This window comes from Sphingomonas kyeonggiensis, assembly GCF_030812785.1.
Lineage (GTDB): Bacteria > Pseudomonadota > Alphaproteobacteria > Sphingomonadales > Sphingomonadaceae > Sphingomonas > Sphingomonas kyeonggiensis_B.
In genome coordinates, this window is record NZ_JAUSTJ010000002.1 from 451847 (window position 1) to 466046 (window position 14200).

The following is a 14200-nucleotide window of genomic DNA, read 5'->3' on the forward strand; positions in this document are numbered from 1 at the left end:
CAATTCCATGACGACCGCAACCATGTTCAAACCGTCCCTGATCGGCCCGGCCATCGGCGACGCGTTCAAGAAGCTCGACCCGCGCCAGCTGGTGAAGAACCCCGTGCTCTTCACCACCGCGGTGGTCGCCCTCCTGCTCACCGTGCTGCTGTTCATCGGCGGCACCAACCTCTCCATGGCCTTCCAGATCCAGCTGATCGTGTGGCTGTGGCTGACCGTCCTCTTCGGCACCTTCGCCGAGGCGCTGGCGGAGGGCAGGGGCCGCGCCCAGGCCGCCTCGCTGCGCGCCACCAAGTCCGAGCTGACCGCGCGGCTCCCGAACGGCAAGACCGTCCCGGCCTCGCAGCTCAAGAAGGGCGACACGGTGCTGGTCGAGACCGGCGACCTGATCCCGGCCGACGGCGAGGTGATCGAAGGCGTCGCCTCGGTCAACGAAAGCGCGATCACCGGCGAAAGCGCGCCGGTGATCCGCGAGGCGGGCGGCGACCGCTCGGCGGTGACCGCGGGCACCCGCGTGATCTCGGACCGGATCAAGGTCCGCATCACCCAGGAGCCGGGCCAGGGCTTCCTCGACCGGATGATCGCACTGGTCGAAGGCGCCGAGCGCCAGAAGACCCCGAATGAGATCGCGCTGACGATCCTGCTCGTCGGCCTGACGATCATCTTCCTGATCGCCGTCTCGACCATCCCGGGCTTCGCTTCCTATGCCGGCGGCCAGGTGCCGGTGGCGATCCTCGCCGCGCTGCTCATCACGCTGATCCCGACCACGATCGCGGCCCTGCTCTCGGCGATCGGCATTGCCGGCATGGACCGGCTGGTGCGCTTCAACGTGCTCGCCAAGTCGGGCCGTGCGGTGGAGGCGGCGGGCGACATCGACGTGCTGCTGCTCGACAAGACCGGCACGATCACGATCGGCGACCGCGCCGCGAGCGACTTCCGTCTGCTGGGCGGCGTCACCACCGACGAGCTGGCGCGGGCCGCGCTGCTCGCCAGCCTGGCCGACGAGACGCCCGAGGGCCGCTCGGTCGTCACGCTCGCCCAGGGCAAATATGCGGTGGATATCCGCGAACTGCCCAAGACGGCGGAGATCATCGCCTTCACTGCGCAGACCCGCATCTCGGGCGTGCGGATCGGATCGACGCTGATCCAGAAGGGCGCGGTCGATGCGATCCTGCGCGCTCATCCGGGGCTGGGCGACACTGCCGTTGCTTCGGACATGCGCCGGGTCTCGGAGGAGATCGCGCGGCAGGGCCAGACCCCGCTGGCGGTGGCGGAAGACGGCCGGCTGCTCGGCGTGATCGCGCTCAAGGACGTGGTGAAGGCCGGCGTGCGCGAGCGGTTCGGTGAGCTTCGCCGGATGGGCATCCGCACGGTGATGATCACCGGCGACAACCCGCTGACCGCCGCTGCCATTGCCGCCGAGGCCGGGGTGGACGACTTCCTCGCGGAAGCCACGCCCGAGGACAAGCTCGCGCTGATCCGCAAGGAACAGCAGGGCGGCCGGCTGGTCGCGATGTGCGGTGACGGCACCAACGACGCCCCGGCGCTCGCCCAGTCCGACGTCGGCGTGGCGATGAACACCGGCACCCAGGCGGCGCGCGAGGCGGGCAACATGGTCGATCTCGACAGCGATCCGACCAAGCTCATCGAGATCGTGGGCCTGGGCAAGCAGCTGCTGATGACGCGCGGCGCGCTGACCACCTTCTCGGTGGCCAACGACATCGCCAAGTATTTCGCGATCATCCCGGCGATGTTCATCGCGCTCTATCCGTCGCTCGCGGTGCTCAACGTGATGCAGCTGGCCAGCCCGCAGAGCGCAATCCTGTCGGCGATCATCTTCAACGCGCTGATCATCCCGGCGCTGGTGCCGCTGGCGCTGAAGGGCGTGAAGTATCGCCCGATCGGTGCCGGCCCGCTGCTCGCCCGCAACCTCGCGATCTACGGCCTGGGCGGCGTGCTGGCTCCGTTCGTCGGGATCAAGCTGATCGACCTGGTCGTGGCGGGGCTGCACCTCGCCTGACCGAGAACTCCCCTCCCGCCTGCGGGAGGGGTTGGGGGAGGGCCTGTCCCCACCTCTCGTCACAGGCGCTCCCCCCGACCCCCTCCCGCAAGCGGGAGGGGGAGGAAGAAGGAAGAACAAGATGTTGAAAGACCTCACCACTGCGCTTCGTCCGGCGATCGTCCTGACGATCCTGTTCGCCGCCCTGCTCGGCATCGCCTATCCGGCGGCGCTTACCGGGATCGGCAGCGTCGCCTTCCCGCACCAGGCGGGCGGCAGCCTGATCGTCGAGAACGGCAAGGTCCGCGGCTCCGAGCTGCTCGGCCAGAACTTCGCCGGTGCCACCTATTTCCATGGCCGCCCTTCGGCCGCCGGCGCGGACGGCAACGACCCCACCGCATCCTCCGGCTCCAATCTCGGCCCGACCTCCCAGGCGCTGCACGACCGTGTTGCCAAGGACGTCGCGGCCCTCCGCAACACACCAGGAAGTTCGGTTCCCGCCGATCTGGTGACCACCTCCGCCTCGGGGCTCGACCCTGACATCAGCCCCGAGGCGGCCTTTTTCCAGGTGGACCGCGTCGCCGAGGCGCGCGGGGTGCGTGCGGACAAGGTGCGGCGCATCGCCGAGGCGCATGTCGAGAAGCCGCTGCTCGGCTTCATCGGCGAGGCGCACGTCAATGTGCTCGCGCTCAATCGTGACCTCGACAAGCAGGTGCCGCAGAGCGCAAAAGCTGCCGAGTGAGCGCGGAAGACAATCGACCCGATCCCGACGCCCTTCTGCGCGCCGCCGCGCAGGAGGGCGTTGGCCGTCTGAAGGTGTTCCTCGGCGCCGCGCCGGGGGTGGGCAAGACCTATGAGATGCTCACCGAGGCCGCGGCGCGGCGCAAGGCGGGCGTGGATGTCGTCATCGGCGTAGTCGAGACGCATGGCCGCGCCGAGACCGAGGCGCTGGTCCACGGCCTCGAGATCGTGCCGCGCCGGCCGGTCGACTATCATGGCCGCAGCATCGCCGAGATGGACATCGACGCGATTCTGACGCGGGCGCCGCAGCTGGTGCTGGTCGACGAGCTCGCCCACACCAATGCGCCGGGCAGCCGGCACGACAAGCGCTACCAGGATGTCGAGGAACTGCTCGCCGCGGGGATCGACGTCTATTCGACGGTCAACATCCAGCATATCGAGAGCCTGAACGACGTCGTCGCCAGCTTCACCAAGGTGCGGGTGCGCGAGACGGTGCCGGACCGGGTGCTCGAGGCGGCGGATATCGAGATCGTCGACCTGCCGCCCGACGAGCTGATCGAGCGGCTGCGCGAGGGCAAGGTCTATGTGCCCGAGGAAGCGACCCGGGCGCTCGGGCATTTCTTCTCCAAGTCGAACCTGACCGCGCTGCGCGAGCTGGCCTTGCGCCGCGCCGCCCAGGCAGTCGATGCGCAGATGCTCGACTATCTGCGGACGCACGCGCTGGCGGGCACCTGGGCGGCGAGCGAGCGGCTGGTGGTGGCGGTGAGCGAGCTGCCCGGCTCGGCCGAGCTGGTCCGCGCCGCCAAGCGCATCGCCGACGGGCTGCGCGCACCCTGGACCGCAGTGCATATCGAGACGCCGCGTACCGCTCGGCTGAGCGACGCCGAGAATGCCCAGGTCGCCGCCTCGCTCCACCTCGCCAGCCAGCTCGGCGGGCAGGTGGCGACGGTGCCGGCGGAATCGGTGATCGAGGGGCTGAAGCGCTTCACGATCGAGGCGCGGGCGACCCAGCTGATCGTCGGCAAGTCGGCGCGCTCGCGCTGGTTCGAGCTGCGCCACGGATCGGTGGTCGACCAGCTGGTGCGCGGGACGCCGGGCGTCGCGGTGCATGTGCTGCCGATGCTGGAGGCGCCGAAGCCCGCCGCGGCGCATCGCCGGCCGGCCGGGCAATGGGGCTCGCCCACCGAATATGCGGCGTCGCTCGGGCTGGTGGCGGCGGTCACCCTGCTCGGCGCGACGATCTTCTCGCTGGGCAACATCACCAATATCGGGCTGCTCTACCTGCTGCCGGTGATGGTCGCGGCGACGCGCTACGGCGTGCGCGCGGGCGTGGTGACCGGGCTGATCTCGTCGCTCGCCTACAACTTCTTCTTCATCCCGCCGACCCACACCTTCACCATCCAGGACCCGCAGAACATCATCACCGTGCTGGTGCTGATGGGGGTGGCGGTGGTCTCCAGCCAGCTCGCCGCGCGGGTGCGGGCGCAGGCGGAACTGGCCCAGCGCAGCGCCGCGCAGAACTCCACGCTCGCCGGCTTCGCCCGGCTGCTCACCGGGGTGAGCACGCAGGAGGATCTCGGGCAGACCCTGTGCGCCGAGGTGGCGCGGCTGCTAGACGTCAGCACGGTGCTGCTGCTCCCCGAGCGGAGCCAGCTGGCGCTGAGCGCCGCCTATCCGCCTGAGGACCGGCTGGAGATGATCGAGCAGGCGGCGGCGCAATGGGCGTTCGACCATAACAGCCCGGCCGGGCGCGGATCGGACACGCTCACCGCCTCGGAATGGCTGTTCCATCCGCTTGCCGCCGGCGGGCGCGCGCTCGGCGTGTTCGGCGTGGCGCGGATCGATGCGGGCAATCCGCTGCGATCGGACCAGCTGCCGCTGCTGCTCAGCCTGCTCGACCAGGCCGCGCTCGCCTTCGAGCGGATCGCGCTGGAGAGCGAGATGGCGACGGTCACCCAGCTCAAGGAGCGCGACCGGCTGCGCGCGGCCCTGCTCTCCTCGGTGAGCCACGACCTGCGCACGCCGCTGACCACGATCCTGGGCATGCTCGGCGAGATGCAGCCGGTGGGCGAGGGGCAGGGGGAACAACTCGCCGCTGCCCGGGCCGAGGCGGAGCGGCTCAACCGCTTCGTCGCCAATTTGCTCGACATGGTGCGGATCGAGGCAGGGGCGCTGCACCAGTCGATCGAGCCCGTCGACCTGGCCGAGGCGGTCGCAGCGGCGGTGCACGACCTGCGGCGGGTGCTGGAGGATCATCCGGTGCAGCTCGACGTCTCGCCCGAGCTTCCCTTCGTCTCGGTCGACCCGCAGCTGTTCCATCATTGCCTGATCAACCTCATTGAGAATGCGGGGAAATATGGCGATCCCGGCTCGCCGATCACCATCGCCGCGCGGCGCCAGCCGGGCAGCATGACGCTGAGCGTGATGGACGAGGGCCCCGGCCTGCCGCCGGGCGACGAGACGCGGATCTTCGAGACCTTCACCCGGATCGAGGGGTCGGACCGCAAGGGCGGCACCGGGCTGGGGCTCGCCATCGTCAAGGGTTTCGCCGAGGCGATGGGGCTGAGCGTCTCGGCCGCGAACCGCAATGAGCCGGCGGGGGCGATTTTCACGATACGGTTTCCGGAGGCGCTGTTGCGCAAGATGAGTGCCAGCGATGAGTAACCAGGCCAAGATCCTCGTCGTCGACGACGAGCCGGCGATCCGGCGGCTGCTGAGCGCAGGACTGACCCGGGTCGGCTACCGGGTGGTCGAGGCCGGCAGCGCGCGCGACGCCCTGACCGCGGTGCAGATCGACAAGCCCGAGGCGGTGCTGCTCGACCTGGGACTGCCCGACCGCGACGGGCTGGAGCTGGTGCCCCTGCTCAAGGCGGCGGGGGCATCGGTGCTGGTCGTCTCCGCTCGCGACGCGACCGAGCAGAAGGTGACCGCGCTCGACCTGGGGGCGGACGACTATGTCACCAAGCCCTTCGACACCGAGGAGGTGCTCGCCCGCATCCGCACCGCGCTGCGCCACCGCCTGTCCGCCGAGGCCGAGATGCCGGTGGTACGGATCGGCGCGATCGAGATCGACCTGGGCGCGCGGCTGGTGCGCAAGGGCGGGGAGGAAGTCCACCTGACCCCCAAGGAGTTCGGCTTCCTCGCCGAGCTGGCCAAGCATCCGGGCAAGGTGGTGACGCACAGCCAGTTGCTCCGCACCGTCTGGGGGCCGGGGCATGAGCGCGACGTCGAGTATCTGCGGGTGGCGGCGCGGGGCGTGCGGCGCAAGCTGGAGGACGATCCTGCCATGCCCTCGGCGATCCGCAACGAGCCGGGGGTGGGCTACCGCCTGATGGCGTGAATGGTGCCGGTTGCAGGAATCGAACCCGCGACCTTCGGTTTACAAAACCGCTGCTCTACCAGCTGAGCTAAACCGGCACGGCCCCGCCCTTGATCGGCTTGGGCCGAGCGGTCAAGGCCGAACTAAGCAGGGCCGATCGGTGCGGGGCGGGTGACGATCCACAGCGCCGAGGCGGCCATCGCCGCCGCCACGCCGAGCGCGAGGGCGAGATGCGGGCGCACCGTCACCCAGAAGACGGCATAGCCGAACGCGATGCCGGCACAGGCGGCGATCTTGCCCTTGCGCGGGATCGCGCCCTGCTCGCGCCACTGGCGGATCGGCGGGCCGACTCTGGGATGATCGAGCAGCCAGGCCTCGAGCCGGGCCGAGCCGCGAGCGAAGCAGCCGGCGGCGAGGATCAGGAAGATGGTGGTCGGCATGACCGGCAGCAGCGCCCCGATCACGCCGAGCGCGACGAAGAAGAACCCCAGCAGCACCCAGAACAGGCGCATGGCGCGGTGACCGAGGCGCGGCTCAGGCGGGATGGCGGCGGGCCTGAAGGGAGGCGGTCACGGGGATCTCCTTGGTGGCGCGACTGTGCCAGCGGCGCATGCGCGGATCAATGCCGGCTGGCATGACGCTCGGCCATGTAGCGGCTGGGCGAGGTGCCCAGCGCCTTGCGGAACATGGTGACGAAGCTGGGGACGCTCTCATAGCCGAGGTCGCCCGCGACCTGCTGGATCGAGGCGCCGCCGGCCAGCCATTTGACCGCGAGCATCACCGCCAGCTGCTGGCGCCAGCGGCCGAAGCTCATGCCGGTCTCGCGGTGGATGAGGCGGGCCAAAGTGCGCTCGCTGAGGCCGGCGCGGCGGGCCCAGACGTCGAGCGTGCCGCGGTCGGCGGGGGCGTCCATCAGCAGATCGACCACCCGGCGCAGCCGGGCGTCGGCAGGCATGGGGAGATGGAGATCCTCGATCCCGGCCGAGGCGATCTCGTCGAGCAGGACCGCGACCAGCCGGGCATTGGCGCCGGTCTCCTCGTAGAGCACCGGCAGCGCGGCGGCGCGGGTGAGCAGCTCGCGCAGCAGCGGCGTGACCGAGAGGGCGCAGCAGGCCTGGGGCAGGCCCGCCTCGACGTCCGGCCCGACAAAGGCGTTGTAGCCCTCCAGCACCCCGGTCGCCTTGACCGAATGGAGGGCGCCGCCGGGGATCCACAGGGCGCTGCGGGGCGGGACGATCCACAGGCCGCCCTCGACCTCGCAGCTGAGCGCCCCCCGTTGGGCGAGGATGATCTGGCCCTTGGCATGGCGATGCAGGTCGAGCTCGATGCTGTCGAAATCGTCGGTGATGAAGCCATAGGTGACCACCGGGCGGGGCACTTCGTCCGGATCCACCCACTCCGAATCTTTGCTATGTTTAGTCAGGATGGGCATCGGCCAGGTCCGTCCGATTGGCGGGATTGAATAATATTCTGTCCAGGCTTCGCAATGACGCCGTTGTTGCGAGCCATTATCAGCTCTTTCCGGAACAGTCGAGCCGGGAAGGGCCGCATCAATGGACACATTGGACACGGATATTGTCGCGCAGCTGCTCGAACGGCTGCACCGCGAGGCGCACGCGGCCGATCACGCCCATTTCGAGCAGGTGATGGCCGAGATCGAGGCATCGGGCCAGACCGCGGAGCGATGGGCCGAAACGCTGCTAGTCGAGGAGAGGGCGGGCCTCCGCCCGGTCTATCAGGGCTATGCCGGGCACTTCCTGTCGGTCACCCCCGGTTATGGCGAATTCCTCTACGCGATGGCGCGTGCAAGCAATGCCGTCCGGATCGTCGAGTTCGGCACTTCGATGGGGGTCTCGACCGTCTATCTGGCGGCGGCGCTGCGGGACAATGGCGGCGGCAGGCTGATCGGCAGCGAGCTGGAACCAAGCAAGGTGTCCAGAGCGCGCGGGCATCTGGAAGCCGCGGGCCTCTCCGACCTGGTCGAGATACGCGAGGGCGATGCGCGCGAAACACTCGCGGATGTTCGCACCGCGCTGGGTGGGCCGATCGACCTGCTGCTGCTCGACGGTGCCTTCTCGCTCTATCTGCCGGTGCTCAAGCTGCTCGAGCCGCATCTGCGCCCCGGCGCGGTGGTGCTCGGCGAGAACGCCTTCGACCCCGAATACCAGGCTTATGTCCGCGATCCCGCCAATGGCTATCGCTCGCGCACGCTCGCGATCGACGAGGGGCGCGGCAATGAATTCAGCGTGAGGACCAAGTGATGCTGGCAATGCAATCCCCCGAACGACCCGTGGCGAGAGCGCCCGGACCGATCAGCCAGGCGCTGATCCGGCTGCTGATGAAGCGTGCGACGGTGAGCGCGGTCGAGCAGCTGGCCGGGCCCTTCCGGCTGATCACGCTGGAAGGGCCGGCGCTGGAGGGCGTGGGCTGGACGCCGGGGCAGAAGATCCAGATCGCGATGGGATCGGCGTTCACCGCGCGCACCTATACGCCGATCGAGTGGAACCCGCTGACCGGGCGCGCCTGCATCCTGGGCTATGTCCATGGCGACGGGCCGGGCAGCGCCTGGGTGCGCGACGTGGCGCCGGGCGACGTCTGCGACATCTTCGGCCCGCGATCCTCGCTCGACGCGAGCCGGATGGCCGGGCCGCTGGCGGTGTTCGGCGACGAGACCTCGATCGGGCTCGCCCATGCGCTGGCCTATCAGGACCGCAGCCGCAGCGTGGCGGGCTATTTCGAGGTGGGCGACGCCGAGAGCAGCTGCCTGGCATCCGAGCAGCTGGGCCTGGACCGGGTGGCGCTGTTCGGCCGGGTGCCGGGGGAGGCGCATCTCGACGAGATGCTCGACCGGCTGGACGGGCTGGCGGCCGCGGGCGCTTCGTTCGTGCTGACCGGCAAGGCGGGGACGATCCAGCAGCTGCGGCGGGAACTCAAGCGGCTGGGCGTGCCGGGCAGCCGGATCGCGACCAAGGCCTATTGGGCGCCGGGCAAGACGGGTCCGGACTGAAAGGATGCGGGAGCGCCGGAGGGGGGAGGGCGCTCCCGCAGCTTCCGGGGGGGGGAAGCCTTTGGCAAGGCCCCGATGCCGAGGGGGCTGAGTTGGCATCGTGACCTTGCGAGGTTGGTATGCGCCGATTGAGGGGTGGGGGGTATTGTACGTTGGTTTGGGGTGGGTTGGGTTTTTCTCCCTCTCTCCTTCAGGGGATCATCAGTCGGTCACGCCCGCACGACCTAAGCAGCGCGGAACGCTGTTTACCTGATGATGGCTGGCACGTGTCCCTTTGAAGCAAATAGATCGTCATCCCCGCGAAGGCGGGGATCCAGAGTGGCAGAGCGATGTCCTTCGTGGCTCTGGATCCCCGCCTTCGCGGGGATGACGGTCAGAAACCTTGTTCCAGCGGGATAGGCGCGATGTTTGGTTGGGGAGAGGGGCGTGACTTTGCCGCTGTCCCCTTCGCTTTCGGATTGAGACACACTTCCCCTCTCCCCGGCCCTCTCCCCGGAGGGGAGAGGGAGAAAGGAGGAGGGAGAGGGAGATTTCTCATCCCTTGGTAGCGTTGCCTGTGCGGCTCTCGGGACGTTAGGGAGCGGCATGCGCATTTCGCTTCCCCGCATCGCGACCGCCCCTTTCTGTCCGGCCGAAGTGCAGGGGAGCGTCGCGGTGCCGGCGGGCATGCCGGGCTGGCGGCGGCTGTTGCGGTCGGCGGGGCCGGGGCTGCTCGTCGCGGTCGGCTATATGGACCCGGGCAACTGGGCGACCGATATCGAGGCGGGCTCGCGCTACGGCTACGACCTGCTGTTCGTCGTGCTGTTCTGCGGCGTGGCGGCGATGCTGCTGCAATGGCTGGCGATGCGGCTGGGGCTGGTGGCGCGGCGCGACCTCGCCCAGATGGCGCGCGACCGCTACAGCGTGGGGACCACGCGCACGCTCTGGCTGCTCGCCGAGCTGGCGATCATCGCCACCGATGTCGCCGAGGTGCTGGGATCGGCGCTCGCCTTCAACCTGCTGCTCGGGGTGCCGCTCTGGCTGGGCGTGCTGCTCACCGGGCTCGACACGCTGATCGTGCTCGGGCTGAAGGGGCAGGGCTTCCGCCAGCTCGAGGCGATCGTGCTGGGGCTGATCTCGACGATTGCGATCTGCTTCGCGGTGCAGCTGACGATCGTCGGGCCGAGCGCCGAGGGGCTGCTGCACGGGGCGATGCCGAAGCTGCACATCTTCCAGGACCCGCATGCGCTCTATCTCGCGGTGGGCATCCTCGGCGCGACGGTGATGCCGCACAATCTCTATCTGCACAGCTCGGTGGTGCAGACCCGGGTGACCGCGGGCGGCGAGCCGGCGACGCGCGAGGCGCTGCGCTTCGCGACGATCGACATCGTGGTGGCGCTGTTCCTGGCGACCCTGGTCAACTGCGCGATCCTGACGCTGGCGGCGGCGACCTTCCACAGCAATGGCTATACCGGCGTGGCGGAGATCGACGACGCGTACCGGCTGCTCGAGCCGCTGACCGGGGCGGCGGCGGCCGCCTTGCTGTTCGGCATCGCGCTGTTCGCATCGGGGCAGAGCGCTACCTTCACCGGCACGATCGCCGGGCAGGTGATCCTGGAGGGGTTCCTCAACCTCAGCATCCCCTGCTGGCTGCGCCGGGTGATCACCCGCGGGCTGGCGCTGATCCCGGCGCTGATCGGGGTGGTCTGGATGGGCGAGGACGGGGTGGGCAGGCTGCTGGTGCTGACCCAGGTGGTGCTGTCGCTGCAACTGCCCTTCGCGATCTGGCCGCTGATCCGCTTCACCAGCGATCGCGGGGTGATGGGGGTGTATGCCAACGGGCTGGCGGTGAAGCTGGTCGCCTGGGCGCTGTTCGGGCTGATCGCGGGGGCGAATGTCTGGCTGATCTGGCGGTGGGTTGGGTAGTCGATTTTTCCCTCTCCCGCTTTCGCGGGAGAGGGAGGGAGCCGCGCAGCGGCGGAAGGGTGAGGGTGTGAGCGGGCCGCGAGCGACGTGCTTGCCTCCCTTACTCACCCTCACCCAGGCTCCCCCGGCTTTCGCCGGGCTCGCCGTCCCTCTCCCGCAAAAGCGGTAGAGGGAGATTAGAAACTCCCCCTTATCGTAAACGTGAAGATCGGGCCGATCAGCTGGTCGTTGCGCTGGCGGAAGAGCAGCGGGCTGGCGTTGCGGCGGCCGTCATGGACGGTGCGGTCGAAATAATGCCGGGCGCTGAAGATGTTGCCGACCTGGGCGCGCAGGGTGAGGCCGAACACGTCCTTGTGCTCGACGAACGCGTTGACGAACCAGGGACCTTCATTCTCCTGGTTCACCTCGGTCAGATAGACATATCGCGTATAGTGATAGAGGCTGGCGGTGGCGCCCCAGGCGAAGTCGCTCTTCGGGATGTCGTGGCGGAAGTTGAGCTCGGCCCAGCGGTCCTGCGTGCCGCTGATCGGGCGCATCTCGCCGGTCAGCGGATCGCGGACCCGGGCGATCTCGAAGCCGAGCTTGGCATCGAGCTTGGCGCCGGGCAGGCCGAGGGGCGCGAACTGGATCGTGCTGGTGCTCTCCACGCCGAAGCGGGTGGCATGGGGCAGGTTGCCGACGCCTTCGCCGTCCGCGCCGATCGGCACGATGTCGACGATGTCCTCGACCGCGTAATAATAGCCGCGCAGGCGGGTCTTGCCCGCCGCGCCGAGCGAGCGGCCGACCTCCAGCTCGACTTCCCAGCTCTGCGGCGGGACGAGATCGGGATTGCCGCTGTTCTGCCGCTCCGACTTGAGGTTGGGCTGGGCTAGGAAGTCGTAGAAGCTGATCTGGCCGACGCGGCGGCGCAGCTTGAGGCTGAGGTCCCAGTTCTTGTCGGGCTGCCAGCCCAGCGTGAGGCTGCCCTTGGGACGGAAGAAGCGGCGCGGGGCGAGGTCGCCGTCGACTCGCTCGAGCGTACTGGTCTCGCCGCCGGCGGCGAGCTGGAGGTTGAAGCCCGAGCCGAGCGGGCGGCTGAGCGTGGTCATCCCCTCATAGCGGACCTCGCGGACGATGCCGCTGCCGCCGGGGAAGGGGACGGGAACGAAATCGCCCTGGGGATCGAGCGTGGCGAGTGCGCCGCGCTGGTCAAGCCCGTTGACCGCGCGCTCGAGCGAGACCTCGAGATCGTTCTTCCCCATCTTCCAGCGATATTCGCCGCGCGCGATCGTCTCGGTGACGTGCGAGTCGCGGGTGAAGCGGGTGCCCTGGTCCGGCGCGCCGCTGGCGAAGCTGTCGACCTGGGTGGAGACGATCGGCTCGTGATCGAAATGCCTGAGGCCGATCACCTTGAGCCGGCCGGGGCCGAAGGCGAATTCGTAGTCGGCGTTGATGTCGTACATCCAGCCGTCGAGCTTCTGCAGGCGCAAGCGGGTGCCGTCGTTTCCGTCGGTGCGGAAGCGCTGCTCATAGTCGTAGACCGGGTTCCAATAGGGTGAATAGCCGAGGGTGAGGTTGCCCTTGGCGGTGCCCGGCCCGTCGAACGCCAGGCGGAGCTTGGCGGTGACGGTGTCCGATTCCTGGTGGAAAACCTCCTCGCGCCGCTCGATCAGCGAGCCGTCGGCGGCGTAGAAATGCTCGGGGCCGCCGATCGCGCCGCGGCCGGCCTGGTCTTCGAGCGATAGGGTATAGTCGATCCCGCCGGTCTTGCCGGTATAGCTGATATTGCCGCGGAACAGGTTGGGGCGGGAATAATGCGCGCGGAAGTCGGGGCGCCATTCGAACTGGCCGCCGGCCTTGCGCGCATCCTTGAGGATGATGTTGGCGACCTGGCCGGCGAGCCCGGCGATGCCGAGGCTGGAGGCGTCGACGATCTCGATCCGCTCGACATTGGCGAAGGCGATGCGCTGGAGCTCGGCGATCGCGCCGCCGGTTTTGTTGGCGATGCGCTCGCCGTTGATCAGGACATTCTCCGACGCCTGGCCGAGGCCGCGCTCCTGATCGGCCTCGCGGATGGTGAAGCCGGGGACCTGGACGAGCATGTCATAGGCGGTCTTCGGCGCGAAGCGGGCGAAGTCGGCGGGGGCATGGACCTGCTTGGCGGATGCCGCCGCGGGGGCGGTCTGGGCTGCCGCGCTCCAGGGGAGGAGCGCGGTGCCGGCGAGGAACAGGGCGGCGAGACGCATGGACTGGGGCTTTCCGGGCGCGCTTGCGATCAGTGGCCGAGCACGTGCAGCTGGACGAGCTGCTCGGTGGAGGGCTTCTCGATGCCGATCTTGCGGGCGCGGCGGACATCCTCGCCGGTGACGCCGACGGCGCGCAGCTCGACCAGCTTGTTCGCGGGCAGGTTCGGATAGCCGAGATCGGCGATCTCGCGCACATAGGCGGGGGTGACGCCGACGGCCTTGAGCTGCACCGCGTCGTCGGCGCTGAGGTTGCCGAGGCCGGCCTGCTTCATGCCGGCGAGGAAGTCCGGCGAGACGTCGAGCGCCTTGAGCTGGATCAGGTCGTGCGGACGGACCTCGCCCAGGCCGGCGCGGAGCATGGCGCCGGCATAGCTGGCGTCGATCTTGAGCGCGGTGAAGGCGATCAGGTCTTCGAGATCGTCGGGGCGGACGCCCTGGCGGGCGAGGTCGGCGATATAGGCGGGCGAGGTGCCGAGCGCGGACAGGGCGACGAGCTGGTCGATGCTCGGCTTGGGATAATTGGCCTCGGCGAGCGCATCGACCAGCGCCTTGTTCGCGCCGGTCAGCGCGAGGTCGAGCGACTGCTCGAAGCTGGGGGTGCCGATGCCGCGGCTGGCGAGATAGCCGGAGAAGCCGGCGTCGGGGGTGAAGCTGCACTTGCCGGTGGCGACGCGGCTGGCGGTGTCGCCGGCGCAGTCGAGCCGGCCGGGCTCGCGGGCCAGGGCGAAGCGCAGCGGGCCGTTGGCGCCGAGCGCGCCGCTGTCGAGGCCGAGCTGCTCGCTTTTGATCTGGGTGTTCATGGTGTGGCGCTCGCCCATCGACAGCTTGAGCTCGAAGCGGCTGCCGCTGGCTTCCAGCGAGAGCCGGAAGCTGATCGGGCTCGAGGCAGTGACGGGATCGCGATCACGGGACCGGTCGCCGGCGATGGCGGTGGTGGCGAAGAGCGCGAGGGAGGCGATGACGGCGAGGGTGCGGTTCATGGCATTTCTCCTGGGTGCAAAGAG

General features: G+C 69.2%; 11 protein-coding genes and 1 tRNA gene. 7 read left to right on the top strand and 5 right to left on the bottom strand.

The window, feature by feature from the left end:
• The first annotated feature begins 22 nt into the window (after nucleotides 1-22).
• From kdpB to J2W22_RS11570, 4 genes are all read left to right on the top strand, one after another.
• Nucleotides 23-2020, top strand: a complete 1998-nt coding sequence (gene kdpB / locus J2W22_RS11555) for a potassium-transporting ATPase subunit KdpB (RefSeq protein WP_307118406.1) — start codon at nucleotides 23-25, stop codon at nucleotides 2018-2020.
• Between the two features lie 121 nt (nucleotides 2021-2141).
• A complete protein-coding gene (gene kdpC, locus J2W22_RS11560; RefSeq protein ID WP_307118407.1) occupies nucleotides 2142-2741 on the top strand; it encodes a potassium-transporting ATPase subunit KdpC in 600 nt (199 codons plus the stop codon).
• Nucleotides 2738-5404: a sensor histidine kinase gene (locus tag J2W22_RS11565; RefSeq protein WP_307118408.1), complete on the top strand. Its 2667-nt coding sequence runs from the start codon at nucleotides 2738-2740 to the stop codon at nucleotides 5402-5404. Before kdpC ends, J2W22_RS11565 begins: the two co-directional genes overlap by 4 nt.
• Complete coding sequence (locus tag J2W22_RS11570; RefSeq protein ID WP_183994318.1) at nucleotides 5397-6080, top strand: response regulator; 684 nt, start codon at nucleotides 5397-5399, stop codon at nucleotides 6078-6080. Before J2W22_RS11565 ends, J2W22_RS11570 begins: the two co-directional genes overlap by 8 nt.
• Nucleotide 6081: 1 nt before the next feature.
• Here the strand turns inward: J2W22_RS11570 and J2W22_RS11575 are convergent.
• The 3 genes from J2W22_RS11575 to J2W22_RS11585 form a co-directional block, all read right to left on the bottom strand.
• Nucleotides 6082-6157 (bottom strand) — tRNA-Thr (locus J2W22_RS11575).
• A 45-nt stretch (nucleotides 6158-6202) separates the two neighbouring features.
• Nucleotides 6203-6571 (bottom strand): YbaN family protein, encoded by a 369-nt coding sequence (locus J2W22_RS11580; protein ID WP_307118409.1) that lies wholly within the window; start codon nucleotides 6569-6571, stop codon nucleotides 6203-6205.
• Between the two features lie 107 nt (nucleotides 6572-6678).
• Nucleotides 6679-7452 (bottom strand): AraC family transcriptional regulator, encoded by a 774-nt coding sequence (locus J2W22_RS11585; RefSeq protein WP_307118410.1) that lies wholly within the window; start codon nucleotides 7450-7452, stop codon nucleotides 6679-6681.
• A gap of 160 nt (nucleotides 7453-7612) precedes the next feature.
• Between J2W22_RS11585 and J2W22_RS11590 the strand changes: the two genes are divergently transcribed.
• The 3 genes from J2W22_RS11590 (at nucleotide 7613) to J2W22_RS11600 (ending at nucleotide 10971) form a co-directional block, all read left to right on the top strand.
• On the top strand, nucleotides 7613-8320 hold the full coding sequence (locus tag J2W22_RS11590) for an O-methyltransferase (RefSeq protein WP_307118411.1): 708 nt from the start codon (nucleotides 7613-7615) through the stop codon (nucleotides 8318-8320).
• 29 nt (nucleotides 8321-8349) lie between these two features.
• Entirely contained in the window at nucleotides 8350-9066 is a 717-nt protein-coding gene (locus J2W22_RS11595) for a siderophore-interacting protein (RefSeq protein WP_307118412.1), read from the top strand.
• 585 nt (nucleotides 9067-9651) lie between these two features.
• A complete protein-coding gene (locus J2W22_RS11600; RefSeq protein ID WP_307118413.1) occupies nucleotides 9652-10971 on the top strand; it encodes an Nramp family divalent metal transporter in 1320 nt (439 codons plus the stop codon).
• 176 nt (nucleotides 10972-11147) lie between these two features.
• Here J2W22_RS11600 and J2W22_RS11605 read toward each other — a convergent pair whose 3' ends face one another.
• Together J2W22_RS11605 and J2W22_RS11610 are read right to left on the bottom strand one after the other, a co-directional pair.
• Nucleotides 11148-13196 (bottom strand): TonB-dependent receptor plug domain-containing protein, encoded by a 2049-nt coding sequence (locus J2W22_RS11605; protein ID WP_307118414.1) that lies wholly within the window; start codon nucleotides 13194-13196, stop codon nucleotides 11148-11150.
• 29 nt (nucleotides 13197-13225) lie between these two features.
• The gene (locus J2W22_RS11610) at nucleotides 13226-14176 is read right to left on the bottom strand and encodes a hypothetical protein (RefSeq protein ID WP_307118415.1); all 951 of its coding nucleotides are present in this window, start codon (nucleotides 14174-14176) and stop codon (nucleotides 13226-13228) included.
• Between the last annotated feature and the right edge of the window lie 24 nt (nucleotides 14177-14200).

Excerpts from the sequence above, each read along its gene's own strand:
- kdpB (WP_307118406.1), top strand. The coding sequence starts at position 23 with ATGTTCAAACCGTCCCTGATCGGCCCGGCCATCGGCGACGCGTTCAAG.
- kdpC (WP_307118407.1), top strand. The coding sequence starts at position 2,142 with ATGTTGAAAGACCTCACCACTGCGCTTCGTCCGGCGATCGTCCTGACG.
- J2W22_RS11570 (WP_183994318.1), top strand. The coding sequence starts at position 5,397 with ATGAGTAACCAGGCCAAGATCCTCGTCGTCGACGACGAGCCGGCGATC.
- J2W22_RS11580 (WP_307118409.1), bottom strand. The coding sequence starts at position 6,571 with ATGCGCCTGTTCTGGGTGCTGCTGGGGTTCTTCTTCGTCGCGCTCGGC.
- J2W22_RS11590 (WP_307118411.1), top strand. The coding sequence starts at position 7,613 with ATGGACACATTGGACACGGATATTGTCGCGCAGCTGCTCGAACGGCTG.
- J2W22_RS11600 (WP_307118413.1), top strand. The coding sequence starts at position 9,652 with ATGCGCATTTCGCTTCCCCGCATCGCGACCGCCCCTTTCTGTCCGGCC.
- J2W22_RS11605 (WP_307118414.1), bottom strand. The coding sequence starts at position 13,196 with ATGCGTCTCGCCGCCCTGTTCCTCGCCGGCACCGCGCTCCTCCCCTGG.
- J2W22_RS11610 (WP_307118415.1), bottom strand. The coding sequence starts at position 14,176 with ATGAACCGCACCCTCGCCGTCATCGCCTCCCTCGCGCTCTTCGCCACC.